Annotated in this window: 21 protein-coding genes and 1 riboswitch; of the genes, 6 read left to right on the top strand and 15 right to left on the bottom strand. The window is 68.3% G+C overall.

The features are described from left to right. Window positions 1–516: 516 nt before the first annotated feature. Window positions 517–1590 carry a recombinase RecA gene (gene recA, locus ACQPYH_RS17260; protein ID WP_130450880.1) on the bottom strand — a complete coding sequence of 358 codons (1074 nt, stop codon included), beginning with the start codon at window positions 1588–1590 and terminating at the stop codon, window positions 517–519. 250 nt (window positions 1591–1840) lie between these two features. On the opposite strand from recA, the gene ACQPYH_RS17255 reads away from it, so the two are divergent. Continuing rightward, on the top strand, window positions 1841–2632 hold the full coding sequence (locus ACQPYH_RS17255; protein ID WP_432892478.1) for a hypothetical protein: 792 nt from the start codon (window positions 1841–1843) through the stop codon (window positions 2630–2632). A gap of 41 nt (window positions 2633–2673) precedes the next feature. After that, the gene (locus tag ACQPYH_RS17250) at window positions 2674–3234 is read left to right on the top strand and encodes a GrpB family protein (RefSeq protein WP_432892476.1); all 561 of its coding nucleotides are present in this window, start codon (window positions 2674–2676) and stop codon (window positions 3232–3234) included. A gap of 20 nt (window positions 3235–3254) precedes the next feature. On the opposite strand, the gene ACQPYH_RS17245 is transcribed toward ACQPYH_RS17250, so the two are convergent. Both ACQPYH_RS17245 and ACQPYH_RS17240 read right to left on the bottom strand, forming a co-directional pair. Further along, a complete protein-coding gene (locus ACQPYH_RS17245; RefSeq protein ID WP_432892475.1) occupies window positions 3255–3449 on the bottom strand; it encodes a DUF3046 domain-containing protein in 195 nt (64 codons plus the stop codon). Beyond that, complete coding sequence (locus ACQPYH_RS17240) at window positions 3446–4573, bottom strand: LppM family (lipo)protein (RefSeq protein WP_432892473.1); 1128 nt, start codon at window positions 4571–4573, stop codon at window positions 3446–3448. The genes ACQPYH_RS17245 and ACQPYH_RS17240 overlap by 4 nt, the downstream gene beginning before the upstream one ends. Window positions 4574–4681: 108 nt before the next feature. Here ACQPYH_RS17240 and ACQPYH_RS17235 point away from each other — a divergent pair, with 108 nt between their 5' ends. From ACQPYH_RS17235 to ACQPYH_RS17225, 3 genes are all read left to right on the top strand, one after another. Beyond that, window positions 4682–9340 carry an ATP-dependent helicase gene (locus ACQPYH_RS17235; RefSeq protein ID WP_432892471.1) on the top strand — a complete coding sequence of 1553 codons (4659 nt, stop codon included), beginning with the start codon at window positions 4682–4684 and terminating at the stop codon, window positions 9338–9340. A gap of 18 nt (window positions 9341–9358) precedes the next feature. Beyond that, window positions 9359–10144, top strand: coding sequence for an Fpg/Nei family DNA glycosylase (locus tag ACQPYH_RS17230; RefSeq protein WP_432892469.1), 786 nt, complete (start codon window positions 9359–9361; stop codon window positions 10142–10144). A 74-nt stretch (window positions 10145–10218) separates the two neighbouring features. Continuing rightward, a complete protein-coding gene (locus ACQPYH_RS17225; protein WP_432892468.1) occupies window positions 10219–10704 on the top strand; it encodes a DUF4262 domain-containing protein in 486 nt (161 codons plus the stop codon). 8 nt (window positions 10705–10712) lie between these two features. Here the strand turns inward: ACQPYH_RS17225 and ACQPYH_RS17220 are convergent, their stop codons facing one another. The 11 genes from ACQPYH_RS17220 to ACQPYH_RS17170 all read right to left on the bottom strand — a co-directional run bounded on the left by ACQPYH_RS17220 (window position 10713) and on the right by ACQPYH_RS17170 (window position 21894). Then, complete coding sequence (locus ACQPYH_RS17220) at window positions 10713–11003, bottom strand: helix-turn-helix domain-containing protein (protein WP_432892466.1); 291 nt, start codon at window positions 11001–11003, stop codon at window positions 10713–10715. A 163-nt stretch (window positions 11004–11166) separates the two neighbouring features. After that, the gene (locus ACQPYH_RS17215; RefSeq protein WP_432894422.1) at window positions 11167–11610 is read right to left on the bottom strand and encodes a CinA family protein; all 444 of its coding nucleotides are present in this window, start codon (window positions 11608–11610) and stop codon (window positions 11167–11169) included. A 162-nt stretch (window positions 11611–11772) separates the two neighbouring features. Continuing rightward, entirely contained in the window at window positions 11773–13212 is a 1440-nt protein-coding gene (locus ACQPYH_RS17210) for a DUF2332 domain-containing protein (RefSeq protein WP_432892464.1), read from the bottom strand. 53 nt (window positions 13213–13265) lie between these two features. Further along, a complete protein-coding gene (gene pgsA / locus ACQPYH_RS17205; protein WP_432892462.1) occupies window positions 13266–13889 on the bottom strand; it encodes a CDP-diacylglycerol--glycerol-3-phosphate 3-phosphatidyltransferase in 624 nt (207 codons plus the stop codon). Further along, window positions 13886–15829, bottom strand: coding sequence for a radical SAM protein (locus ACQPYH_RS17200; protein ID WP_432894420.1), 1944 nt, complete (start codon window positions 15827–15829; stop codon window positions 13886–13888). The genes pgsA and ACQPYH_RS17200 overlap by 4 nt, the downstream gene beginning before the upstream one ends. Window positions 15830–16002: 173 nt before the next feature. Further along, a complete protein-coding gene (locus ACQPYH_RS17195) occupies window positions 16003–16767 on the bottom strand; it encodes a RodZ domain-containing protein (RefSeq protein ID WP_432892460.1) in 765 nt (254 codons plus the stop codon). Between the two features lie 109 nt (window positions 16768–16876). Continuing rightward, window positions 16877–17443, bottom strand: coding sequence for a hypothetical protein (locus ACQPYH_RS17190; RefSeq protein ID WP_130446583.1), 567 nt, complete (start codon window positions 17441–17443; stop codon window positions 16877–16879). A gap of 4 nt (window positions 17444–17447) precedes the next feature. Then, window positions 17448–20063: a DNA translocase FtsK 4TM domain-containing protein gene (locus ACQPYH_RS17185; protein WP_432892458.1), complete on the bottom strand. Its 2616-nt coding sequence runs from the start codon at window positions 20061–20063 to the stop codon at window positions 17448–17450. Between the two features lie 73 nt (window positions 20064–20136). After that, entirely contained in the window at window positions 20137–20922 is a 786-nt protein-coding gene (locus ACQPYH_RS17180; protein WP_432892457.1) for a DUF4184 family protein, read from the bottom strand. Window positions 20923–20953: 31 nt separating this feature from the next. Beyond that, on the bottom strand, window positions 20954–21484 hold the full coding sequence (locus tag ACQPYH_RS17175; RefSeq protein WP_432892456.1) for a DinB family protein: 531 nt from the start codon (window positions 21482–21484) through the stop codon (window positions 20954–20956). 41 nt (window positions 21485–21525) lie between these two features. Then, window positions 21526–21894 (bottom strand): VOC family protein, encoded by a 369-nt coding sequence (locus ACQPYH_RS17170; protein ID WP_432892454.1) that lies wholly within the window; start codon window positions 21892–21894, stop codon window positions 21526–21528. Between the two features lie 97 nt (window positions 21895–21991). Continuing rightward, window positions 21992–22105: riboswitch (SAM riboswitch) on the top strand. A 16-nt stretch (window positions 22106–22121) separates the two neighbouring features. On the opposite strand from ACQPYH_RS17170, the gene ACQPYH_RS17165 reads away from it, so the two are divergent. Beyond that, complete coding sequence (locus ACQPYH_RS17165; protein WP_432892453.1) at window positions 22122–23486, top strand: aminotransferase class V-fold PLP-dependent enzyme; 1365 nt, start codon at window positions 22122–22124, stop codon at window positions 23484–23486. A 12-nt stretch (window positions 23487–23498) separates the two neighbouring features. On the opposite strand, the gene ACQPYH_RS17160 is transcribed toward ACQPYH_RS17165, so the two are convergent. Then, complete coding sequence (locus ACQPYH_RS17160) at window positions 23499–25559, bottom strand: prolyl oligopeptidase family serine peptidase (protein WP_432892451.1); 2061 nt, start codon at window positions 25557–25559, stop codon at window positions 23499–23501. Between the last annotated feature and the right edge of the window lie 68 nt (window positions 25560–25627).

The raw sequence follows: 25627 nt of genomic DNA, 5'->3' as shown, positions 1-25627 counted from the left end.
TCACCCCAAGGATCAGCAGAACTCGCACCCGATGCCCGACTCGACGCACCCCGACGTTTCGCCGGCCGAGCGTTCTTCTCTTCGTCCTGCTGTTCATCCCACGGGTCGACCGTGCCGGCAGTTCGCCTGATGGAGCCCGTACGCCGACGGGAGCTGTCCCACTCCGACTCGTCCTCGCCCACGAAGTCGTCCACATCGGCCCCGCTCCGACGCGCACTCGACGTACGAGCACGCCCCGAGCCCGGACCAGAACTACGAGCTGCAGCGAGCTCGTCACCACGACCTCGCTCGGCATCACCAGCACGATCAGTACTGCGGTCGCCGGCGGGAGCACGATCAGTGCCGGACCCAGAGCGTTGGCTCGGGCTGCTGGAAGCTGTCGAGGCGTCCGTGCCAGCCGCCAGCAGTTTGCGGGCAAGCGCCAGGCGTTCGTCGTGGGGTAGAGACAGCGCCGCGGGGGCAGCGTCGTCGGCGGCGCTGGGCTGCCGGGGGACGCTGCCGCCCGCGGTGGGCCGGTCAGAAGTCGACATCGACCTCGGCCGTGGCGGCCTCGGCGGCCGGCTGGTCAAGGGTCGGGCCGATGCCCATCTTCTCCTTGATCTTCTTCTCCAGCTCGTTGGCCAGATCAGGGTTGTCGCGCAGGAAGTTCCGCGCGTTCTCCCGGCCCTGGCCGAGCTGGTCGCTCTCGTAGGTGAACCAGGCGCCGGCCTTGCGGACGAAGCCCTGATCCACGCCGAGGTCGAGCAGGCTGCCCTCGCGGCTGATGCCCTGGCCGTAGATGATGTCGAACTCGGCCTGCTTGAACGGCGGGGCCACCTTGTTCTTCACGACCTTGACCCGGGTCCGGTTGCCGACCACGTCGGTACCGTCCTTCAGCGACTCGATCCGGCGCACGTCCAGCCGCACCGACGCATAGAACTTCAGCGCCTTACCACCGGTCGTGGTCTCCGGGGAGCCGAACATCACGCCGATCTTCTCGCGCAGCTGGTTGATGAAGATCGCGGTCGTGTTCGTCCCGCTGACCGCACCGGTCATCTTCCGCAGCGCCTGGCTCATCAGCCGGGCCTGCAGACCGACGTGGCTGTCGCCCATCTCGCCCTCGATCTCGGCCCGCGGCACCAGCGCGGCCACCGAGTCGATCACGACGATGTCGATCGCGCCGGAGCGGACCAGCATGTCGGCGATCTCCAGCGCCTGCTCACCGGAGTCGGGCTGCGAGACCAGCAGTGCGTCGGTGTCGACACCCAGCTTCCGCGCGTACTCCGGGTCGAGCGCGTGCTCGGCGTCGATGAACGCCGCGATCCCGCCGGCCCGCTGCGCGTTCGCGACCGCGTGCAGGGCGACTGTCGTCTTACCGGAGGACTCCGGACCGTAGATCTCCACCACGCGACCGCGCGGCAGACCACCGATCCCGAGCGCGATGTCGAGCGCGATCGACCCGGTCGGGATGACCTCGATCGGCGGCCTGTTCTGCTCCCCCAACCGCATGACCGAACCCTTGCCACACTGCCGCTCGATCTGCGTCAGCGCGGTCGCAAGCGCCTTCTCGCGATCGGCCACCGCGCGCTCCGCACTCGCTGCACCCGCCATGTGAATGCCACCTGACCCATCTCATAATCGGGGCCGCTTCCCAGCCGCCCGGAGGACTTCTCGTGTCGCCAGAGAAGGTATCCATCACGTCGGACAGTTTTCGTCGCCACTTCCGAATCTGTGGACAACTCGGCCGTCCGCCACACCTTCCGCGCACCAAAGTATCCCGAACACGTGTTCGAATCACAACTGACACGCCGAAGCTGCCCCGGCAACCGATCTGACCCGCCGGATCCCTACCCTTGCGGGCGTGAGCGACCGTCCCGACGTGCCCGATTCCGCCGTGATCCTGGCACTCAGCAGGGTCGAGTTCGGGATCGACACCGTACTCGACGCGCTCCGCACCCCGGACCCGTTCGGCGTCCGCAGCATCCTGGCTGAGTACTCCGCCCAGGAGAAGCCCAACCTGGCCGAGAAGGCCCTGATCCTCGCGATCGACCGGTTGCTGATGATGAAGGTGCCCGGGCACGCAGAGTGGCCGAAGCTGCCGCTCGCCAAGCGCTGCGACTGGTGGGTGGAGCGGCTGGGTGGATTCGCGGCCGTCGTCGCGGCCCTCCCCCGGATCAGCGGTGCGGCCGCCGACCGACTCCCGATCAAGGACACCCTCGGCGCGGCCGTGCAAGCGATGGTGATCGGTGCGATCTGCCGCGAGTACGGCGTGGAGGCGCACGCGGACCGTACTGCGGTCATCGCGCGCGTTCTGACCGACCGTCCGATCACTCCGGACGAAGTACTCAAGTACGACGAACCGACCGCCGCCGGACAGGACGTGGCGAAGCAACTCGGTCTCAGCCACGAGTCCGAAGAGGCCGGACTAGGCCACGGCATCCGTCTGCTCTGGCGGATCAGCAAACTGTTCGGCGGACTCGGTGAGGTGTTCGAGGAACGTCCGCGCGGCAGCCTCGGCGCCCGGTTCGTCGGCAAGCTACCGGGCATCGGCGTGGTCGGCGGGTACTTCGACGAGCGCAAGGCCATCCGTAAAGCGGCGTACGAAGCGGCAGATCTGCTCACCAGCAGCGCATTCCGGATCAAACCTGTCTGAAGGACTGGGACCGGCCGCCGGAGTACTGGGATGATCTCCGCATGACTGGGATCGTCATCGCACGACCGGACGACAGCTGGCCCTCGCAGTACGAGAAGACCGCGCACGCGATCGGCGGACTGCTCGGCGAACTGGCCCAGCGGATCGACCACATCGGCTCCACCTCGGTACCCCGCCTGCCGGCCAAGGACATCCTGGACATCCAGGTCACAGTCGGCACGGAGCCGGAGCTGGACGACGTGGCAGAGCGCTTGGTCGCGGCAGACTGGGAGCTACGCCCGCCGCGACGCGACCATCCGGTGCCGGGTCTGCCGACCGATGGCGTGCAGTGGGTGAAGCGCATGCTGGTCGAGCCGATGTACCGACGCCGGGTCAATCTGCACATCCGGGTGGCTGGTCGCGCCAATCAGCGGTACGCACTGCTGTTCCGCGACTACTTGCGCAGTCATCCGGAGACGGCACGCGCGTACGCCGTCTTCAAGCAGCACGCTGCCGCGCTCCGGCTCGAGATCGGCGACTACTCCGACCTCAAGGACCCGGTCTGCGACCTCATCTATCTGCCGGCCGAGGAGTGGGCGGCGCGCACCGGATGGTCGGTCTAGTGCGATAGTTGCCTAGGGCATCAGCGTTCGCTGGCCGGCAGGTTCAGGTGCGCCCACACGGCACGCCAGACCACCTTCGCGGCCTCGCCCTCGGCCAGGGCCTCGACGACCGTACGGCCGTCGAGTTCCTGTACCACCTGGGTCTCCGCCCAGGTCCGTGCATACGCCGGACCGAGATGGTGATCCATCCGAGCCCAGAACTCCGTCAGTCTCATTCCTGCCCGTCATCGTTCTTCGGCGGCGGTCCCCAACCGCCCTGCTGCCCCGGCGGGGGTCCCGAAGGACCGCCCTGCTGCGGCGGCGGCTGACCGTGCTGACCAGGCTGCCCCTGGCCGGGCTGCTGTCCCCAGCCACCAGGACCTTGCTGCGGCGGCGGCCCCTGCTGGGGCGGCTGCTGCTGCCCCGGCTGCGGACCCCACTGCCCCGGCTGAGGCTGCCCAGGGTACTGCGGCTGGCCAGGCTGACCAGGCTGACCGCCGTACGGCGGCTGGCCCTGCTGCGGCTGGCCCGGATACTGCCCCGGCTGGCCATATTGACCAGGTTGACCAGGCTGCCCTTGCGGACCCGGCTGCCCCGGGTACTGCCCGCCAGGACCAGGCTGCTGCCCGTACCCAGGCTGACCTGCGTACTGCCCCGGTCCGCCGTATTGACCCGGCTGGCCGGGGTACTGCCCCGGGTACGGCTGCCCGTAACCCTGCTGTCCCTTGCGCCTGCGACTGCGCAGTACGAAGAACACCACCGCGGCGATCGCCAGCAGCACCAGCACGATGATCAGAATCAGGGCCCACGTCGGGAATCCGCCGCCCGCCTCCGACGTCAACGAGATCTTGCCGACCTTGTCGAGGCTGTCGTACGTCGCCGTGCGGCCGCTGATCTTCGCACCGTCGTCGTGCTCGAGGATCTTGCCCGGCATGGTGATCTTGAAGTTCACCTCGGGCTGGCTGCCGGACGGGACGCTGCCCAGGCTGCCGGCCTTGACCGTCACCATGACCTTGTCGCCGTCCTTGCGGAAGGTGACTCCGTTGCCGCTCGAGCTGCCCATCTTGTCGAACGGCACGCTCTCGAAGATGCAGTTCGACCCGACGTACTTGTCGTCCTCGAACGAGTTGCAGGTGACCCCTTCGGTGGTCGTCTGCTTGATGCCGCTCTCGATCTGCTGGCGGACCTTGTCGAGCGACTGGCCACTGGACTGCAGCAGCTGCTTGTCGACCCCGATCTTCATGGAGCCCGAGACCGTCTCGTTCGACCCGACCTTCAGATCGGCGTCGAGCTTGACGCACCCGGTCAGAGCGACCAGGCAGGCCACGACGACGAGCGCTGCGCGTACGCGGTTGATCATGTCGCCGATCATTCCAGACGATGGGGACAACCTCTGCACCGGACGGAAAGCGTCTCCTCACCCTCTGCCACGAACCGTTCGTGAAAACTGTCGGCGGGACCCGGCAAGATGGTCAGCGTGAAGAAGACCAGCGCGTTGAGCCGGTTCTCGCCCGCGACCCGGGCGTGGTTCGGCGACGTCTTCGAGGCGGCCACCCCGGCCCAGCTCGAGGCGTGGGACGCCATCACCGCGGGCCGGGACGCGCTGGTGGTCGCCCCGACGGGTTCAGGCAAGACGCTGGCAGCCTTCCTCTGGGCGCTCGACCGCTTGGCCACGACGCCGCCACCGGACGATCCGAAGCTGCGCTGCCGAGTGCTGTATGTATCGCCGCTGAAGGCGCTCGCGGTCGATGTCGAGCGCAACCTCCGCGCGCCGCTGATCGGTATCCGGGAGACCGCGCGCCGGCTCGGTGAGGCGCCGATCGACGTCGAGGTCGCAGTGCGTTCGGGCGACACCCCGGCCAACGAGCGACGGCGGTTCGCCACACGGCCTTCCGACGTACTGATCACCACGCCCGAATCACTGTTCTTGTTGCTGACCTCGCAGGGTCGGGAGTCATTGCGCGGGGTTGAGACAGTCATCGTCGACGAGGTTCACGCGGTCGCCGGCACCAAGCGGGGCGCTCACTTGGCGCTCACACTCGAGCGCCTCGACACGTTATTGCCGAAGCCTGCGCAGCGGATCGGTCTGTCCGCGACTGTGCGACCGGTGGAGGAGGTCGCTCGGTTCCTCGGTGGCGAGCGGCCGGTGACTGTGGTGCAGCCCAAGTTCACCAAGCAGTGGGATCTGAGCGTTGTCGTTCCTGTCGAGGACATGGCTGAGCTGGCCGCGACGGAGGTGGAGACCTCTGGATCGGCTGCCGGTCCACAGCAGCACGCGTCGATCTGGCCGCACGTCGAGGAGCACGTCTTCGATCTGATCTCGCAGCACAAGTCGACGATCGTCTTCTCCAATTCGCGGCGGCTGGCTGAGCGACTGACCGCGCGGCTCAACGAGATCGCGGCGGAGCGTGCCGAGCTGGAGTTGCCTGAGTTGGGCTCACCAGCCCAGGTGATGGCCCAGTCTGGCGGATCGCTCGCGGCCCCTCCGTTGATCGCGCGAGCGCACCACGGCTCGGTAAGCAAGGAGCAGAGAGCGCTGATCGAGGAAGACCTGAAGTCGGGTCGGCTGCCGTGCGTGGTGGCGACGAGCAGCCTCGAGCTCGGCATCGACATGGGTGCAGTCGACTTGGTCATCCAGGTCGAGGCGCCGCCGTCCGTCGCGAGTGGATTGCAGCGCGTGGGACGTGCGGGCCACCAGGTTGGAGCGGTGTCGCGCGGCGTGCTGTTCCCGAAGTTCCGTGGCGATCTGATCGACACGGCCGTCGTCGTGCAGCGGATGCGCGACGGGATGATCGAGAGCCTGCATATCCCGGCCAACCCGCTCGACGTGCTGGCTCAGCAGATCGTCTCAATCGTCGCCCTCGATTCAGTGGACGTCGACGAACTGTTCGCTCTGGTACGCCGCTGTGCACCGTTCGCCACGTTGCCTCGCTCGGCGTACGACGGGGTGCTCGACATGCTCTCGGGTCGGTACCCGTCGGACGAGTTCGCGGAGCTGCGACCGCGGATCGTGTTCGACCGGGTCAGTGGCGAAATCTCCGGTCGACCGGGTGCGCAACGGCTTGCGGTGACGAGCGGCGGGACGATCCCGGACCGTGGTCTGTTCGGCGTGTTCCTGGTCGGTGAGTCGACGAACCATCGTGTCGGCGAGCTCGACGAGGAGATGGTGTACGAGTCGCGCGTCGGCGACGTCTTCACGCTCGGTGCCTCGAGCTGGCGGATCGAGGACATCACCCACGACCGGGTTCTCGTCTCCCCTGCGCCGGGTCAGCCGGGCAGATTGCCGTTCTGGAAGGGCGATGCGGTCGGTCGGCCCGCCGAGCTTGGTGCGGCGACTGGGGCGTTCGTGCGCAAGATGGCGTCATTGCCTGCCAGCAAGGCGATCGAGCGTGCGCGGACCGCGGGCCTGGACGAGTACGCCGCGAACAACCTCGTGTCGTACCTCGCCGAGCAGCGGGATGCGACGAGCCGCGTGCCGGACGACGTGACGATTGTTGTCGAGCGATTCCGCGACGAGCTGGGCGACTGGCGTGTCTGCGTGCATTCGCCGTACGGCGGTCAGGTGCACGGCCCGTGGGCGCTCGCGATCGCGGCCCGGCTCCGCGATCGGTACGGGATGGACGCGCAGTCGGTCTCGGGCGACGACGGGATCGTGCTGCGGCTGCCCGAGACGGACGAGGCGCCGCCGGGTGCGGATCTCGTGCTGTTCGATCCGCAGGACATCGAGGATCTGGTGACCACCGAGGTCGGCGGGTCGGCGTTGTTCGCGGCACGGTTCCGGGAGTGTGCCGCGCGGGCATTGTTGCTGCCGCGGCGTAATCCCGGTCGGCGATCGCCGCTGTGGCAGCAGCGGCAGCGGGCGTCGCAACTGTTGAGTGTGGCAAGCAAGTTCGGGTCGTTCCCGATCGTGCTCGAGACGTTGCGCGAAGTGCTGCAGGACGTCTACGACCTGCCGGCGCTGAAGGACCTGCTGACCGGGATCAGTGAACGGAGGATCTCGGTCGTCGAGGTCGAGACGTCGGAAGCATCGCCGTTCGCGAAGTCCTTGCTCTTCGGCTATGTAGGCGCCTTCATGTACGAGGGTGACAGTCCGCTCGCCGAGAAGCGTGCTGCCGCGCTGTCGCTCGATCAGAGCCTGCTGGCGGAGCTGCTTGGGCGGACCGAACTGCGCGAACTGCTCGATGCGGAGGTCGTGCTACGCACCGAGGCCGAGCTGCAGCGACTGGCCGAGGATCGTCGAGCGCGTGACGCCGAGGGTCTGTTCGACGTACTGCGGATGATCGGCCCATTGTCGTTGCCAGAGGCAACGCAGCGATGTGTGGATGGCTCGGATGCCGAGTCTTGGCTGACCTCATTGGCGGCCGCTCGCCGGGTGGTGCGAGTGCGGATCGCAGGTGAGCACCGGTGGGCAGTTGTCGAGGACGTCGCGCGATTGCGGGATGCGCTCGGCGTGCCATTGCCGCCCGGGGTCGCTGAGGCGCACGCAGAGCCGGTCGCCGATCCGCTCGGCGATCTGGTGTCTCGCTATGCCCGAACGCATGGGCCGTTCCGAGCGATCGATCTGGCGACGCATCTCGGGATCGGGGTTGCCGTTGTCAGCGAAGCGTTGCGGCGGCTGGGTGCGGCTGGACGAGTCGTTGAAGGCGAGTTCCTGCCGGGCGGGATTGCGCTCGAGTGGTGTGACAACGAGGTCCTCCGGCTGCTGCGGCGGCGATCTCTTGCTGCATTGCGCAAGGAGGTCGAGCCGGTTGATCCGTCCGCGCTGGCCCGGTTCCTGCCTGCGTGGCAAGGGATCACGAGCAGTCGAGGCCGCGGGTACGACGTACTGCTCGGAGCAGTCGAGCAACTAGCGGGATGCGCGGTGCCGGCGTCCGCGTTGGAGTCGATCGTGCTGCCTTCACGAGTGCCTGGGTATCAGCCGTCGATGCTGGATGAGCTGACGGCGACCGGTGAAGTGGTGTGGGCAGGATCGGGTTCGTTGCCCGGGACAGACGGTTGGGTGTCGCTTCATCTCGCGGACAACTGCGACCTGACGTTGCCCGATCCTGATCCTGATCTCGAGCTGGGTGAGACGCACCAGGCCGTGCTCGACGCGTTGTCGGGCGGCGGCGCGTTCTTCTTCCGGCAGCTGAGCGATGCGGTTGGATCCGCGTCCGGTGTGGTGGACGACGAGACGTTAGTCAGCATTCTCTGGGATCTCGTCTGGGCCGGATATCTGACCAACGACACCCTCACACCGGTCCGGTCGCTCGTCGGCGGTGGGCGAGGCAGTCATCGAACACGTCGTACGACGCCACGCGCGCGGCCCGGTCGTCCGATGCGTCCCGGGCGGCCGTCGATGCCCGCGCGGAGCGGTCCACCGACGGCAGGTGGGCGATGGTCGTTGCTTCCGGAGCGCAGTTCGGATGCAACCCGGCGGGCGCATGCAGCAGCAGAGACGCTGCTGGATCGCTATGGGATCGTCACGCGTGGGTCGGTGATCACCGAGCGGACGCCTGGTGGGTTCGCCGCCGTTTACAAGGTGCTGAGCGCGTTCGAGGAGTCCGGGCGATGCCGGCGCGGGTACTTCGTTGCCGGGCTCGGGGCCGCGCAGTTCGCCTTGCCCGGAGCGGTCGACCGGTTGCGCGCGCTCGCGGAGCTTCCTGCCGCAGCTCCACCCGGGTCGGACGGTCCGTTTGGTCCTGCCGGACGATTCGGGCCGGGTGGTGCCCGGCCGGGCGGTAGTGGTGGCCGTGGCCGCAAGGACGAGGAGTTGAACGCGCGAGCCGTCGTACTCGCGGCTTCCGACCCCGCAAATCCTTACGGCGCTGCCCTGCCATGGCCCGAGCGAGAGAGCGCTGGCGGTCATCGGCCTGGCCGGAAGGCTGGTGCGCTGGTCGTGATGGTCGACGGGCAACTGATCGTGTACGTCGAGCGCGGCGGTCGGACTGTGCTGAGCTTCACCGAGGATGCTGACCTGCTCCAGCCGGCCGTCGATGCGCTGGCGTTGTCGATCCGGGACGGTCAGCTCGGCAAGCTGAGTGTCGAGACAGCTGATGGTGAGCAGGTGCGGCACACGGCGTTCGGCGATGCACTGGCCAAGGCCGGCTTCCATGCGACGCCACGCGGTCTCCGTCTGCGGGCTTGATATCGGGAGCGATCGGTCATGCCCGAAGGAGACACCGTCTGGCGAGCCTGCAAGCGGCTGAACCAGGCGCTCGCAGGACAGGAGCTCGTGCGTACGGACTTCCGTGTGCCGTCGCTCGCAACGACTGACCTGAGCGGGCGGACGATGCTCGAGGTCGTTGCGCGCGGCAAGCACATCCTGATGCGTCTCTCGGGTGGATTGACGCTGCACAGTCACTTCCGGATGGACGGCAGTTGGCATCTGTACCGGCCGGATGAGCGGTGGCACGGCGGGCCCGATCATCAGATCCGCGTGGTCCTCGAAACGGCGCCGTGGACGGCTGTCGGTTATCGGCTTCCGGTCCTCGACCTCGTCGCGACCGACGATGAGGACAGCGTGGTCGGGCATCTCGGACCTGATCTGCTGTCACCGTCATTCAACCGCGCACTCGCGATCGCGAATGTCGAGTCCGATCCCGGACGGACGGTCAGCGAGGCGCTCCTCGACCAGCGGAATCTCGCCGGAATCGGGAACTTCTATCGCACCGAGGTCTGCTTCCTCCTCGGCCTGCACCCGTGGCGCCCCATTTCGGCCGTCGACGTCCCCGCCGCCGTCGACCTCAGCCGAAAGCTGCTGAAGGCGAACGTCCGCAACGGCACCCAAGTCAGCACTGGCGTCGACCGGCCCGGGCAACGCTCGTGGGTGTTCGAACGCGCCGGCAAACCCTGCCACCGCTGCGGTACGACGATCCTGACCGCGCAACTCGGCGAACCGACCCGCGAACGGGTCACGTACTGGTGCCCGGCCTGCCAACCCGAGAGCTGACCGGCCGGAACTGGCCTGTGGACAACGCCGGCGGCGGACAAGAACGTGGATATCTTCTCTGACACATCGAACAAATGTTCGATCGAGAGGAGAAGGCGATGTGCGACCGGTGCGGCGGTGTGAGCGACGAGCAGATCTCGCGACAGATCGAGGACAACATCCGGACCTTTGGCTGGACGATGCAGTACGTCGAGGGCGACGGCGCCCGCAATCCAGCCTTCGGGTACACGCTGGGCCTCAGCCTGTACCTGCATCCGGAGATCATCGTCTTCGATCCCGAGCCGTGCTGGGCCTATCTCGGGCTGAAACCGCTCGCATGGGCGGTGATGGGCGGCGCGGTGTTCGACGAGGGCGACGACCTGTCCGGCTTCTTCCCGCCTCCGGAGACGGCCCAGCTTCTCCGGTTTCCCGACTCGGTCCATCACCTGTACACGGCGAACCAGATGTTCAGGCAGCCGGGCGATCCCCCGCTGCCCGCGCTGCAACTGGTCTGGCCCACGCGCGTGGCATTGATCCAGCCGTCCGACAGCAGCCCGACTCCGGACGGGAGCGGGCGATGACGAGGGGCTCAGGCCGCGGAGGCCACGACCTCGGTCTCGATGGTCGGGTGCGCCAGCACCAGGGCCTCTTCGCGAGCCAGATCCTCGCTCACCTCGGCGAAGACCGTCGACAACGGCACGTCGAGCGCCGTACAGATAGCTGCCAGCAGCTCGCTGGAGGCTTCCTTCTGGCCGCGCTCGACCTCGGAGAGGTATCCCAGGCTGACGCGAGCGTCAGCGGACACCTCGCGGAGAGTGCGCCCCTGGCGCAGCCGCTTACGCCGCAGCACGTCGCCCAGCAGGCCACGAACCAGCACCATGAGGTTTCTCCCTTCCGCCTGTCCGGCCGTGTCTACTCGCACGGTAGCTCGACCGTAGGAACCAACGGTACCTGTTGCTGGGTCACTACCCCTCGCAATGTCCACCTTCGGTGCGCCGCGCCAGTCTGCCTTACCTGTCACCATGCTGGTCCCAACACCCCGCTCAGTCGAGTTCTTCCGCCACAACGGCGGCTCCGAGTTCGAGGACGGCCTGCACGCTCCCCCGGCGTACTGCCGCTCGGTCACCGGACAACTGCAGCTTGCGCACCTGCACGGACCCGGGACCGGCCGCGGCGACGTACACCGTGCCGGCCTCGATGCCCGCCTGCGGGTCCGGACCGGCCACACCGGTCGTGGCGAGCCCGTAGTCCGCCTCCAGACGCTCCCGTACGCCGGTGGCCAATGCGGCAGCCGTGTCCGGGTGGACCGGGCCTACAGCAGCCAGCAGGTCCTCGGGCACGCCAGCGAGCTTGGCCTTCAGATCAGTCGCGTAGACGACCACGCCACCCCGATACACAGCCGACACCCCCGGCACATCCGTCAGAACCGCCCCGACCATCCCACCTGTCAACGACTCAGCGGTGGCAAGCGTCACGCGACGCTCCATCAATAGGCCCACCAACTGCCCGACCGCCGCCTCAAGCTCGTCCTCGGCCACCCGAAACCTCCCGCGCTCCCGATCTGTACACATCGCATTGTTGAACAAGAACTACCCGACTGCGCTGGATCCGCGTCCGCTGGCGGTGGCTGCCGGGGATGTGGCGTTGGACTACGAATCCGCCAGCCACGCCAGCATCTGACCACGCAACCAGCAGCGGCCTACCGCTTTGGCGTTCAAGGTCGAGTGATTGAAGACGGCCAGGCCGATGATGCTGTGGCCGGATGCAGGACGGTCGCCGAAGGTCGGGAACGCTGGCGCGACTCCAACCCCTTCGACCGATACCCATGCGATCGGCCGGTTGGTCGCCGCTGCGTCGAGACACTGCAGGAAGCGCAGGCGGCTCTCGAGCGGGAGGTCCGAGAGTGCCCAGGTCGTGGTGACCACGGGCAGAGCGTCTGCTGGTACTCGAGCGAGCGCGTCGGGCAGGAGGTCGACCTTGTCACCTTGCATCAAGAACGGAGGCGCCGATGCAGCCAGCTCCAGCTCACCTTCGAGTCTTGCGATCCGGTCCGGTTGGTCGGGTGGCACGCAGGCACGCAGCCACTGGGCCTCGTCCGCGTCCCGGGTATCAATCGGCTCGAGGTCGATGCCGATCCGCGCAACGACCTCGGGCATCGCGTGCCTCGGGATGGGCCGGTCCCCCACGACCGACGCCGACACCTGGACGGGAGACGACGGGTCGCCCAGCGTCTGCCCGTTGCCGTAGTTGATGCGGGCGCGATCGACGTTCAGGTTGAACCCAGCCGAGCAACCCACGTCGATCAGCCCGACGGCGCCTGCGCCGGCCCTCCGCGCCACCTCGGCAATCGCCGGATACAACACCGCGTGGTTGCCAAGCACGTTCGCCCGCACCTTCCGCTGCGCGACAACCGCCACCACAGCGTCCGTCATCTCCACCAGCGTCCGAATCGCAGCATCCACAGCCAGATCCGTGAGCGCGGGCAGATCAACGCTCGCCGCCACGTTGGAGCCCGCGGCCACATTGAAGTCCGCGGCTGCATCGGAGCCCGCGGCCACATCGACATTCGTGGACACATGGGAGACCGCGGCGGTTGTCGAGCCGGCGGTTGTTGTCGAGCCCGCGGCTGTTGCCGGGGCGGCGGCTGTTGCCGAGCCCGCGGCGGCCGCCGAAGCGGCGGTTGTTGTCGAGGCGGCGGCTGCTGTCGAAGCGCCGGCTGTGGTCGGAGCGGCGGCTACCGTCGGAGCGCCGGCTGCCGTCGGAGCGGCGGTTGTTGTCGAGGCGGCGGCCGCGGTCGATGCGGTCGTTGCGGTCGAGGCAGCGGCTTTGTAGGTGGTGGTGAGGGTTGGGGCTTGGTAGGTGAGGGCTAGGTGGTGGAGGGCGGCGAGGATTAGGGGCGGGTTTCGTTTGCGGGCGGGTGCTGATTCGATTGCGTGGAGGGCTTCAGGGGACTCGCTCAGGGCGCGGGCGAGGCGCTCGTATAGAGGCGAGATTTTGGGGGCGTCGACCTCTGCGAAACGGCGGTAGGTCTGCGCGAGCTTGCTGTGCTTGCCAGTGGCTCTCGCGGTTCCAGCAGTCGACCTCGGCACCCACGCGAGTCTAGCCACCGGGCCGTCCACGCAACCCGACGTACGGGTCGGGGTTATGGGAGGGGACGTTTGGCGGCGGCGCGGAGGCGCAGGGCTCGGCCTACGTAGTCGAGGCCGGTGATGATGGTGACGACTACGGCGGCGGCCATGATGGTGACGGCGGTCCAGTGGAGGATTTTCAGGTCCTGCCACGGGAGGAGGTACAGGCCTAGGGCGATCGCCTGGAGGACGGTTTTCAGCTTGCCGCCTCGGCTGGCGGGCATGACGCCGTGGCGGATCACCCAGAAGCGCAGGGCGGTGACGCCCCACTCGCGGACCATCACGACGATGGTGACCCACCATGGGAGTTCGCCGAGGTACGAGAGGCCTAGGAAGGCTGCTCCGGTGAGGGCTTTGTCGGCGATGGGGTCGGCGATCTTGCCGAAATTGGTGACGAGGTTCCAGCGGCGGGCGATGTCGCCGTCGAAGCGGTCGGTGACGATCGCGACGACGAACGCGGCGGTGGCGAGCAGGCGGTTGCTGTCGGTGTGACCGCCTTCGCGGAGCAGGAGCCAGACGAACAGCGGTACGAGGACCAGCCGTAGAACCGTGAGCGCGTTGGGCACGTTCCAGGCGCTGGGCGCGTGGAGGTGCCCGCCCGCTGCGCGCGGTGCCGGGTTCGTCGGCGGGTTGGTCACGCGGTCAGGTTAGCTGCCAGACGGGCGTCCGGGGTGCTCACGAGCGCGGCGAACTCGGCGATCAGGTCGACACCGTCGCTCGCCACCACCTTCGCAGACACCAGATCGCCGACCCGCACCCCGTCCGGGAGCCCGGTCACCGTCGTCGATCCATCCACCTCAGGCCCCTGATGCGCAGCCCGCCCCTCACCAGTCCGCCCGGCCGCCTCGTTCGTCCAGGCCTCGTCCAGGTCCTCGTCGTCCTCGTCGAGCTCGGCGTCGTCCAACTCGGCGTCGTCCAGCTCGGCCTCATCCAAGTCGTTCTCGTCCGACTCAGCGTCGAGGGAACCGGTGGATTCTATGAGGACTTCGAGGAGTTCGCCGATGCGGGATTCGGCTCGGGCGGAGGTTAGGTCTTCGGCAAGGCGGGTGACTCGGTCGAGGCGGGTGGCGATGGTGTCTTCGTCGAGTTTGCCGTCGTAGGTTTCGGCTTCGGTGCCGTCCTCGTCGGAGTACCCGAAGACGCCGATCGCGTCGAGGCCGGCGCGGGACAGGAAGTCGCAGAGGATGTCGACGTCTTCCTCGGTCTCGCCCGGGAAGCCGACGATGACGTTGCTGCGGATGCCGGCGGTCGGGGCGGTGGCGCGGACCTGGGCGATCAGTTCGAGGAAGCGCTCGGAGTCGCCGAAGCGGCGCATGCGGCGCAGCAGGGGGCCGGAGGCGTGCTGGAACGACAGGTCGAAGTACGGAACGACGCCCGGAGTGGAGGTCATCGCGCTGATCAGCGTCGGGCGCATCTCGGCGGGCTGGAGGTACGAGACGCGGACGCGGATGATGCCGGGGACCTGGGCGATCTCGCCGACGAGGGTCTCGAGCAGGCGGAGGTCGCCGAGGTCCTTGCCGTACGAGGTGGAGTTCTCGGAGACCAGGAAGAGTTCGCGTACGCCGTTCTCCGCGAGCCATTCGGCCTCACGCAGTACCTCGGCGGGGCGGCGGGACATGAATGCGCCCCGGAACATCGGGATTGCGCAGAACGCGCAGCGACGGTCGCAACCGGAGGCCAGCTTCAGCGGCGCCATCGGGCCGCCGTCGAGGCGTCGGCGCATCACACGCGGACCGCTGGCCGGGGCGGTCGCGAGGTCGGGGGCGTCGATCTTCAGCTCTTCCGGTGCGCCGGTGACGAAGCGTCCCTTGAGCCCGCTGGTGGGCTGGTCGGAATCGGCGTTCACGGTGCCGTTCGTCGGCCTCAGCTGCTCGGGGATGTGGTCACCGAGGCGGGCCGCGCGGCCGGCGCCTCCCGCGGTCGGAGCCTCGCCTGCGGTGGGCTGGTCGCCGTGCCCGGTGCTTCCTGCGGTCGGAGCCTCGCCGGCGGTGGGCTGGTCGCCGTGGCCGGTGCCTTCCGCGGTCGGAGCCTCGCCGGCGGTGGGCTGGTCGCCGTGGCCGGTGCCTTCCGCGGTCGGAGCCTCGCCGGCGGTGGGCTGGTCGCCGTGGCCGGGGACGGCTGGGGCGGGGGCCGAGTGGCGGTCGGCGGGGGCCAGCGGGAGGAGCTTGCGGCGGTCGCGCGGTACGTGCGGCTGATGCTTGTTGCCGGCGAGGATCGAGCGGAGGCGCTCGGAGATGTCGGTGTAGTCGTCGAAGCTCAGAACCGCGTCGGTCTCCGGCAGTGCGTCGGCGAGCTGGTCGCCGTACCGTTCGGCGAGGCAGCCGACCGCGACGACGGCCTGCGTACGGCCGGAATCCTTGTAGTCGGCGGCGGCCAGGAGCGTGTCGACGGAGTCCTTCTTCGCGGCCTCGACGAATCCGCAGGTGTTTACCACCACCGTGTCCGCCTCAGCGGCGTCGTCGACCAATCGGAAGCCACCGGCCTCGAGCCGGCCGGCCAGTTCCTCGGAGTCGACATCGTTGCGGGCACAGCCCAGCGTGACCAGGGCGACGGTGGTGGGTGGCGTATTCATCACCATGAGTATGACGCGCCGCGTCGTCCCCGGCCTAACTCGCCAACGCATCTCACAGCTCACCGCTGCGCGGCGAGAGGTCCGGGCGGCCGCGCGGGTCTGAGGGCGGAGGCCGGCGGAGCGGCGTCGAGCCGAGTGACCGGGCCGGGGCAGCCGTGCGCGGAAGGGCGGGCCGGGAGCTAGGAGCCTGTGGCGGTTTTGGTGAGGGTGCCGTTGGGGTGGGCGGTGAACTTGGTGAGGTTGGTGTTCAGGCGTTTGCCGTTGAGGACGACTACCAGGTTCTTGGGGCTGGTGACTGTTACGCGGATGTCGCCGGAGCTGGTGACGGATTGGGCGATGCCGGGGGTCAGGCGGCCTTGGAAGAGTCGGCGGTTCTTCTTGTCGCGGACCGTGAGGTAGGTGCCGTCGCCCTTGGCCGTCAGTGTCAGCGCGGTCTTCAGCGCGGGCGGCTTGGCGGTCGTCGGGTTCTTCGTCGGCTTGACTGTCGGCTGAGGCGTTGCCTTCGGGGTCGGCGTCGTGACCGTTGCTGTGGTGACGGCGGTCTTCGACGCGTTCGCCTCGATGTCGCTGGGCAGCGTGAACAGCCGGACCATCCCCCAGCCCATCAGGATGACGAGGATCGCGCCGACCACGATCGCCCAGCGCGGGCGGGCGGGGCGGAGCGTCGGTCCCTTGGCCGCGGCGCGTTCCTCGCGGCGGGACTTCTCCTCCTCGACGGCGTGTTCGGCATCGAAGCTGGCGATCAACGGAGCAGGGTCCGCCTTCACGACACGGGCAATGGAGCGGATGTGTCCACGGGCGTAGAAGTTCCCGCCGCAGCGGGAGAAATCGTCGGCCTCCATGGCGATCAGCAGCCCGGTTCTGATCCGGGTCGCAGCGCTCAGCTGCTCGATCGTCATGTCGGCCCGCTCGCGGGCCGCCGTGAGATCGCTGCCGATGCTCACGTCCTCACCATCCTCTCGTTCGTCCGATCGCCCGTGCGGACTGGCGACGTCACTGGTCGGACCGCCGACATCAAGTCAACGGCCTTGGTACGACGGGGTCACGCGCGAGTCAGAGTTGTTCCCTGACCGGGCATCTGGCATCCGCGAGCATGTGCAACGCCTGCACCACCGCCCCGTTCGACGGCCGTGCCGTCAACCCGAACGGTATCGCGAGTGAGGATCCCGTCAGTCGTCGGTTGGCATCAGTTGTCTTGCGGGTCGAGCTCGGCATCGCGCCGAGGATCGGCCCGGGATCCTGCAGGTGTACGGCGATCCGCCCGTCGTCGAGCGGATGCCGGCGCTGCAGCACCGTCACCTCTTCGATGTCTTCCCACCGGGTGCCGATCCATTCGTTGCCGATCCGCAGCCGGATGCCGACGTCGTCGGCGACCAGCATCTCCCCCACCGTCAGAGCGCGGGCACACACCAGGGCGAGACCGGCGAAGGCTGCCGCGGCGAGCCAGCGCAGGATGCCGGTCGGACTCGTGGACGCGGACGCGGCGAACCCGATCGCGACCAGCGCGGCGCCGACGGCGAGCCCGCCGTGCACCTTCTGGGAGCCCCGCACGGTGAACGGCACGGGCTCCGGGTCGACGTCGAAACGTTCCTGCCTGGGCAGCGCGCTCGCGGCGGTCACGATGTCACTCTCCTCGGAGGGTGGTGATGAAGTCCTCTAGGTCGTCAGGCTTGACCAGGACGTCCCTGGCCTTCGAACCTTCACTGGGACCGACGACGCCGCGGCTCTCCAGGATGTCCATCAGCCGGCCGGCCTTGGCGAAACCGACGCGGAGCTTACGCTGCAACATCGACGTGGAGCCGAACTGGGTGGAAACGATCAGCTCGGCGGCCTGCACCACCAGGTCGAGATCGTCGCCGATCTCGTCGTCGAGATCCTTGCTCGGACCGGCCACGACCGTGACGTCCTCGCGGTACGTCGGCTGGAGCTGCGTCTTGCAGTGCGCGACCACGCCGCGGATCTCGGCCTCGTCGACCCACGAGCCCTGGATACGCATCGGCTTGCTCGCGCCCATCGGCAGGAACAGGCCGTCGCCCTGACCGACCAGCTTCTCCGCGCCGGGCTGGTCGAGGATGACCCGGCTGTCGGCCAGCGAGGACGTCGCGAACGCCAGCCGCGACGGCACGTTGGCCTTGATCAGGCCGGTGACGACGTCCACCGACGGCCGCTGGGTGGCGAGCACCAGGTGGATGCCGGCCGCACGCGCCAGCTGGGTGATCCGGACGATCGAGTCCTCGACGTCGCGCGGGGCGACCATCATCAGGTCGGCCAGCTCATCGACGATCACCAGCAGGTACGGGTACGGCGTGAGCACGCGCTCGGACCCCGGCGGGGGCTTCACCTTGCCGCCGCGGACCGCCTTGTTGAAGTCGTCGACGTGCCGGAACCCGAACGCCGCGAGGTCGTCGTACCGCATGTCCATCTCGCGGACGACCCACTGCAGCGCCTCGGCCGCCTTCTTGGCGTTGGTGATGATCGGGGTGATCAGGTGCGGGATGCCCTCGTAGTTGTTCAGCTCGACCCGCTTCGGGTCGACGAGGATCATCCGCACCTCGTCGGGCGTGGCCCGCATCAGGATCGAGGTGATCAGCGAGTTGACGAACGACGACTTACCCGAGCCGGTCGCACCCGCGACCAGCAGGTGCGGCATCTTCGCCATGTTCGCGACGACGAAGCCGCCCTCGACGTCCTTGCCCAGGCCGGCCACCATCGGGTGATGGTCGTTGCGGGCCGTCGCGCTGCGGACCACGTCGCCGAGGCTGACGGTCTCCTTGTCGGTGTTCGGGATCTCGATGCCGATCGCGGACTTGCCCGGGATCGGCGACAGGATCCGTACGTCGGCCGACGCCACCGCGTAGGCGATGTTCTTCGACAGCGCGGTGACCTTCTCGACCTTCACCGCCGAGCCGAGCTCGACCTCGTACCGCGTGACTGTCGGGCCGCGCGTGTAGCCGGTGACCTGGGCGTCGATTCCGAACTGCTCGAACACCTCGGTCAGCCGGTCGACGACCTGGTCGGACGCCTTGGTCCGGGCCTTGTGCACCGAGCCGGGCTTGAGCATCTGCCCGTCGGGCAGCGTGTACGTGATGTCACCAGACAGCCTCAACTGCTCGACGCGCTGCGGCAGCGGCGTGTGCGGCGGCGGCTCAGGCGGCGGCGCGGAGGGCTTGCCAGGAGGTTCGAAGGCAGGCTCAGAGGCCGCAGCGGCATCGGCGCTGTCGACGTCGTACGCGTCTTCCTCCACCGGCTCGACCTTCGCCTTGCGCCCGCGCTTGGCGATCTCGCGGCCCTCGAGCACCGGCGAGTCGTACGGCTTGACCGTCGGCTCACCGTCCTCGTCGAGCTCTGCCGCCTTCGCACGCCGCTGCTTGCGCGTCAGCCGGACGGTGTCGTCGGTCGGCGCAGCCACCACGGACGGAGCGTCCTCCGGCAGCGCAGTACGGCCCATCAGTACGTCGAAAGCCGCGCGGAACCGCAGCGGGATCGCGTACACCGGCGTACCGGTGATGACCAGTGCGCCGAAGATCGAGAGCAGAACGAGCAGCGGGGCAGCGACGTACTGCGTCAGGAGGTCGGACAGGAACGACGAGATGAAGTATCCGATCGCACCGCCCGCAGCACTCAACGGGCCGTCGGCCGGGTTGCTGGGCCGGGGCAGACCGTTGGCGATGTGGATCAGGCCGAGTACGCCGAGGCAGACCGCGGTCCACCCGATCACCTGACGACCCGCGGGGCCGTTGTGGTCCGGGTGACGCAGCGTGCGGACGGCGATGAGCAGCAGCAGCAACGGCAGGGCCCAACCGAGCATGCCGATGCTGCCACCAACCACTGTGCGTACGCCGTTGCCGACCGCGCCCGGGAGGTCCCACCAGATCGCGGCAGCGACGACGACCGCCAGGCCGATCAGGAACAGGCCGGCGCCGTCGCGGCGATGCTCCGGCTCCAGGTCGCGGGCGCTATGACCGATCCCGCGCACCATGCTGCCGAGCAGATGGGCGATACCGATCCAGATCTTCACCACCCCGCGGCACAACGCGAGCATGGCGGCCGCGAACGGGCCCGGTCCGCTGTTTTTGGGCGTGCTGGTCCGCGCAGCGGATGATCCACCGCGCTTCGTGCTCTGCCCACGCTTCTGGGCACCGGACGGACGGGAGCGTCCACCAGCAGCCGAACGAGCCGTGCTCGGCCGTTTGGCTGCCGACTTCTGCGCCCGCGCCGGGGAAGACGTGCGGGTCGCCATATTGCTCAGGCTACCCCGATAACCCCTTGAGTCCCACGTGTCACACGCCGATTACGCTGCCCCATCCGTAGCGTCACAGCGTGACCACGGGCCTCCGCAGGCGGAGCAGATGCCAGACGACGACGTACGACGCGAGCGCGGCGAGTCCACCCGACACGAGACCGGAAAGCGCGAGGCGAACGGCCGTCTCGCCGCTCAGGTCGCCGTCAGCGCGACCGATTTCGACGATGGCGCCGGTGGCGGCCAGCAGTAGGCCGAAGACGACCACTGCGTACCGAAGCCATGGCGCCACAAGATCACGGGGAGTGACCGAGGGCGGCGTACGGCGGTACCAGCGGTAGAGCCAGATCGCCAGGATGAGGCAGCCGCCGAGCGTGCTGACGTACTGAAGGATGCGGTTGACGTCCCAGGCCGGGGTCACCGCGGCGCGGAAGAAGCCCGGGAAGTGGCGGACGAAGTAGCCGTCGCCGTGGGTGAAGGAATCCCACACGACATGCGTCACTGCGCCGAGAATCGCGGATACGACGCTCCAGAACAGCGTCGGAACCCTTAAGGCGGGGGCGGCCGGCAGACGCGCAGCGAGGGCCGCAGGAGCTAGTGCGGTCAGAGGACGCCTGAGGACCAGGTTGTAGATCCCGAGCATCAGGAGGGCCAGGAGCGGGTCGAGCCAGAGCGCCGACGTCAACTCGTGGGTGAGGGTCAGCGTGAAGTTGCCGCTGATGTACTGCGTGGCGAACCGGTAGATCGGGTCGACGTACAGCAGATCCGGAGCCACCGCGCCGGCGACCAGGGCCGAAGTCACGAACGGCCGTCGGACCAGCGGGAGGATGGCCGCGGGGTGGGCGAGGGTGAACGGCACCCCGGCAGCCTAGAAGGTCCTCAGGTCGTCGTTACGCGCCCGTAGTGCCGTCGAGTTGCTCTCGCAAGAGGTCGGCGTGACCGCAGTGCCGGCCGTACTCGCCGATCAGGTGGATGTAGATCATCCGCAGCGTCGACTCGGCCCCGCTGAACGTGAAGCGGTCGTCGAGCGAGTGATCGGCCGCGGCCTCGTCGGAGAGCTTCCACTCCGCGATCAGACCCTCGTACGCCGCCTGTGCGTCGGCCGGATCGACCAGCTCGAAGTCCGCGTCCTTCCCGAGCTCGGGCGCGAACAGTGGCTCGGCCGGTGCGTCCGCGAAGTGGATGCGGAACCAGATCCGCTCGACCTTCGTGAGGTGCCGGATCAGACCGAGCAGCGACAGGTTGGACGGCGGTGACGGCCGCTCGGCCAGCTGCTCGGCGGTCAGCCCGGCGCACTTGAACAGCAGCGTGGTCCGGTAGAAGTCCAGATAACCCTGCAGCAACTCGCGTTCGGGCGCAGTCAGCGAACCATCCGGTCGCTCGACGGCAGGTGCTCTCCACACCGCGGCATCCAACGTCATGGCGCCAGTCCAACACGCCGGCAGCGCCGACAGCGAATCGATTAGTCGTTCACCGGCGGAGCCCAGCCGGGTCGCGGGATCAGGCAGAACGGATGACCGGCCGGATCCTCGTACACCGTCCCGGCGAGCCGCCGGGCCCCGAGCGCCAGCACCTGCGGTCCGGCTGCTTCAACGTCGTCGACCATGACGTCGAGATGCATCTGCTGCGGCCGCTCCGGGTCCGGCCACTGCGGGCGCCGATGGTCGACCGCGCGCTGGAAGCCCAGGCCCGACGTGTGGTCGTTGTCGGCGACAACCACCCAGTCATCGCTCTGGTAGGTGATGGGCTTGCCGAGCAACGCCGAGTAGAACCGCGCCAGTTCGAGCGGATCCGGGCAGTCGATCGCGAGGTGATGCAGTCGTCCGATCATGCCCACAGTCTGCGCCGTCTCAGGATGCGTTCAGCGATCCCGAAATGTGAGATAGGCACTGGCGGTTGCCGTGGCCGGTTCGTTACCGTACTCGGCAGGTCATGAGTGTCAGCGACAAGCCCCGGCTAGCTGGCCGGCAACCCTCCTCCGCGGTGGGGTGCCCCGGGTGAAGACCAGGCCGTGCGGATACCCCGCTCGGCAAGTGCGGACTTCCCGGGAGCAGCAGCATGTCGATCTTGTCCATCCTCGAGCCTGCCAGTACGACGACGCCCCGCCTCACGGTGGCGCACCGAAGCACCGGCAGCATCCCCGCCACGGTCGGATCGGACCTCCTGGTCCCGCTGGCCGACGGCCGGGTCACCGACTACGCGAACTTCGACCACGGCGCGAGCGCGCCGTGTCTGGAGTCGGTGCGGGCCAGCGTGGAGGCGGCGCTGCCGTCGTACGCATCGGTGCACCGCGGCAACGGTTACGCCTCGCGCATCACGACCCAGTGGTACGAGCGGGCCCGCGAAGAGGTGCATGCCTTCGTTGGAGCACGCGAGGACGACCAGGTGATCTTCACCCGGCAGACCACCGACGCGCTCAACCTGCTGTCCCGTGCGGTGCCGTCGGACGCGACTGTGATCGTGTTCGAGTCCGAGCACCACGCCGCTCTTCTCCCCTGGCCGGCCGAGCGGACTGTTCGCCTCAAGGCGCCGACCAGCCAGACGGATGCCGTAACGAGCGTCGCCGACGCACTCCGCCAGGCGCCTGAAGGCCCACGGCTCGTCGTGCTCACCGGCGCCTCGAACGTCACCGGTGAGATCTTCCCGATCGCAGAGATCGCCAAGGTGGCCAAGGCCCACGGCGCGCGGGTCTGCCTCGACGCCGCACAGCTGGCGCCGCACCGTCCGGTCGACATCTCCACCCTGGATGTCGACTGGGTCGCACTGTCCGGTCACAAGCTCTACGCGCCGTACGGTGCCGGCGCGCTGATCGGTCGCTCCGACTGGCTCGACGCCGCAGACCCCTACCTGTACGGCGGCGGCGCGACGCATGCCGTCACTGAGGACACCGTGGTGTGGACGACCGGCCCGGCGCGGCACGAGGGCGGCTCCCCCAACGTCATCGGCGCGATCGCGCTGGCGAGTGCCTGTGCTGCGATCAGCAAGCACCGCGACGCGATCGAGCAGCACGAGCGCAGCCTGCTGGCCCGTCTGCGGACCGGGCTCGCCCAGATCGACAACGTCACGACGTACTCGATCTTCGGTGACGACGCGGACCGTGTCGGCACCGTCTGCTTCACGATCGCCGGTCTGACCTCGACGCTCGTTTCCGCAGCGCTCAGCGCGGAGTACGGCGTCGGCGTACGTGACGGCAAGTTCTGCGCCCACCCGCTCGTCGGCCATCTCCTCGCCGACTCACCCGAGCACGGTACGGCGGTCCGCGCCAGCCTCGGCCTCGGGACGACGCGCGAGCACGTGGACCGGCTCGTCAACGCAGTACGCACGCTGGCCACCAGTGGTCCGCGGGCGGAGTACGCGGAGACCGCGCACGGCTGTCAGCCGTCCAACGATCCCCGCGACCTCCAGGCCTCGCGCATCTGGTAGTCCAGCCCCCTCCTACTGCTCAGGAGGTTCGAGACCTACATGGTGAGCAGCGAACGCCAGTAGGTCCGCCCACTCAGCTGCGACCATCGCAGCAGGTTTGCCGAAGCCATGGCCGGTGTTGACCTCCACCCGAGTCAAGACGGGCTGCGGACCGGCCTGGGCATGCTGCAGCGCTGCCATGAACTTGTGGCTGTGCAACGGAACCACCCGGTCGTCGTGGTCACCTGTGACCACCAGAGTCGCCGGGTACGCCGTGCCGTCGCTGACGCGATGCAATGGCGAGTAAGCCAACAGGTCCTCGAACTGCTCCGGGTCGTCGGGCAGACCGAAGTCGGACGCCCACGCCGCGCCCACCGTGAACTTGTGGAAGCGCAGCATGTCCAGCACCCCGACACCAGGGAGTGCGACCGCGAACAGGTCCGGCCGCTGCGTCATGACCGCTCCTACGAGCAGTCCGCCGTTGCTGCGACCGTGGACGGCCAGCTGCGCCGGAGTGGTGACGCCGGTGTCGCGCAGGTGCTCCGCGACCGCGATGAAGTCGTCGAACACGTTCTGCTTGTTCTTCAACCGGCCCGCGTCGTGCCAGTCGGTCCCGTACTCACCGCCGCCGCGCAGGTTGGTGATGACCAGGACTCCCCCGGCCGCCAACCATGCCGGCCAGCCAGGTCGGTAGTCGGCCTGGATCGGGATGCGGAACCCGCCGTACCCCCACATCAGGGTCGGGCGCGGCGTGGAGAAGTCGAGGTCCGACCGGGTGATCAGGAAGTATGGCACGTCGCGACCAGCAGCAATCCGACGCGTCACAGTGACCTGCGGCGGCGTGAAGCCACCCGAGCCGCGGACCAGCTCCGGCAACGCGCGTACGGCGCCCGAGCCGGTCGAGACGACGTACGACAGCGTGGGGTTGGTTGTCGTCGACAGGCCGATGAACAGCTCGTCGTACTCCGGTCCGGCATGCAGATCGACCACTCCACCGCCAGGTACGTCGACCACCCGCTGGCCCGAGCCGTCCAATGCGTACAGCGTGAGCACTGGTTGCGCGTCGACGAGCGTCAGCGTGGCCAGGCCGTCCGCCGTACCGCGGACTGCTTGCAGCGTCGCCTCACCTTCGGGGATGAGGTCGGTGAACTCACCGTCCAGCGTGGAGAGCACCACGCGGCCGCGAGAGGCGTCGCGATCGGTCCGCAAGACGAGCTGGTCGTCGGACATGCGTACGAAGGCGATCTCGTCGGCAAATGTGTCCACCACCTTCGCCGGCTCGCCCAGCCCGTCCGACGTGATCGGGTAGACCCAGAGGCGGGTCGCGGGGTCGGTTCCCTCGGTGATGTGGACGACGAGATACCGGTCGTCCTCGGAGACCTCCGGTGAGATGAAGATCTGGTCGTCACCGGGGAAGCTCAGCACCAGCTCGTCCTCGGACTGCGGTGTGCCGACCTTGTGCAGCGTCAGCCGCCCACCGGTCTGTGCCTTGGTCTCGGTCCCCTCACTGCGCCCACTGGTCGGGTAGTGCAGATAGAGGTACGCCGAGCTGTCCGGCAACCAGACTGCCTCGCAGAACTTGGCCTCCGACACCACGTCGTCGACCTGCTTACCGGTGGCGATGTCGAGCAGCCGGAACGTCGTCCAGTCGCTGCCGCTCTCGTTGATGCCGTACGCGAAGTACTTGCCGTCCGGGCTGACCGTGAACGTCCCGAGCGAGTCGGTGCCGTCCTCGGACAGGGTGTTCGGGTCGATCAGCACCCGGCCGCCGGACAGCAGTTCGTCGAGCGACTCGGCGACGTAGATGACGTCCTGGGCCTGCGTGCCGTCGTTGCGGCCGACGAAATACCAGCCTGCTTTCTTGGCCGGGACGCCGGCACGCGGACGCGCGAGGATCGCAGACATCGTGGTCTGGAACCAGGCGCGCTCCGGATAACCGGAGAGCTCGGCCTGGGTGAGCTCGTTCTGCCTGCGGACCCAGTCCTGGGTGTCAGGCGAGTCAGGATCTTCCAGCCACCGGTACGGGTCGGCGATGTCCCGCCCGTGCAGTGTCTCGACCACATCGTCGCGGCGGCTCTCGGGATAAGCGGTCATGGGCCAAACCTAACCCGACGCGAGCGCCGTACTCACCCGCTCCGGTGGGCGGCATCCCGCGCAGGCAC

Source organism: Kribbella sp. CA-245084, from assembly GCF_050942355.1.
Classification (GTDB): Bacteria; Actinomycetota; Actinomycetes; order Propionibacteriales; family Kribbellaceae; genus Kribbella.
Note: the sequence above shows the minus strand (reverse complement) of the source record. Positions and strands in the feature narration are given on the sequence as shown.

What these genes read in the sequence shown, in the direction of transcription:
- ACQPYH_RS17165 (WP_432892453.1), top strand. Translation starts at nt 22,122, where the DNA reads ATGTCGATCTTGTCCATCCTCGAGCCTGCCAGTACGACGACGCCCCGC.
- ACQPYH_RS17175 (WP_432892456.1), bottom strand. Translation starts at nt 21,484, where the DNA reads ATGACGTTGGATGCCGCGGTGTGGAGAGCACCTGCCGTCGAGCGACCG.
- ACQPYH_RS17200 (WP_432894420.1), bottom strand. Translation starts at nt 15,829, where the DNA reads ATGGTGATGAATACGCCACCCACCACCGTCGCCCTGGTCACGCTGGGC.
- ACQPYH_RS17170 (WP_432892454.1), bottom strand. Translation starts at nt 21,894, where the DNA reads ATGATCGGACGACTGCATCACCTCGCGATCGACTGCCCGGATCCGCTC.
- ACQPYH_RS17240 (WP_432892473.1), bottom strand. Translation starts at nt 4,573, where the DNA reads ATGATCAACCGCGTACGCGCAGCGCTCGTCGTCGTGGCCTGCCTGGTC.
- ACQPYH_RS17160 (WP_432892451.1), bottom strand. Translation starts at nt 25,559, where the DNA reads ATGACCGCTTATCCCGAGAGCCGCCGCGACGATGTGGTCGAGACACTG.
- ACQPYH_RS17215 (WP_432894422.1), bottom strand. Translation starts at nt 11,610, where the DNA reads ATGGAGCGTCGCGTGACGCTTGCCACCGCTGAGTCGTTGACAGGTGGG.
- ACQPYH_RS17245 (WP_432892475.1), bottom strand. Translation starts at nt 3,449, where the DNA reads ATGAGACTGACGGAGTTCTGGGCTCGGATGGATCACCATCTCGGTCCG.
- ACQPYH_RS17250 (WP_432892476.1), top strand. Translation starts at nt 2,674, where the DNA reads ATGACTGGGATCGTCATCGCACGACCGGACGACAGCTGGCCCTCGCAG.
- ACQPYH_RS17230 (WP_432892469.1), top strand. Translation starts at nt 9,359, where the DNA reads ATGCCCGAAGGAGACACCGTCTGGCGAGCCTGCAAGCGGCTGAACCAG.
- recA (WP_130450880.1), bottom strand. Translation starts at nt 1,590, where the DNA reads ATGGCGGGTGCAGCGAGTGCGGAGCGCGCGGTGGCCGATCGCGAGAAG.
- ACQPYH_RS17220 (WP_432892466.1), bottom strand. Translation starts at nt 11,003, where the DNA reads ATGGTGCTGGTTCGTGGCCTGCTGGGCGACGTGCTGCGGCGTAAGCGG.
- ACQPYH_RS17235 (WP_432892471.1), top strand. Translation starts at nt 4,682, where the DNA reads ATGGTCAGCGTGAAGAAGACCAGCGCGTTGAGCCGGTTCTCGCCCGCG.
- ACQPYH_RS17225 (WP_432892468.1), top strand. Translation starts at nt 10,219, where the DNA reads ATGTTCGATCGAGAGGAGAAGGCGATGTGCGACCGGTGCGGCGGTGTG.
- ACQPYH_RS17185 (WP_432892458.1), bottom strand. Translation starts at nt 20,063, where the DNA reads ATGGCGACCCGCACGTCTTCCCCGGCGCGGGCGCAGAAGTCGGCAGCC.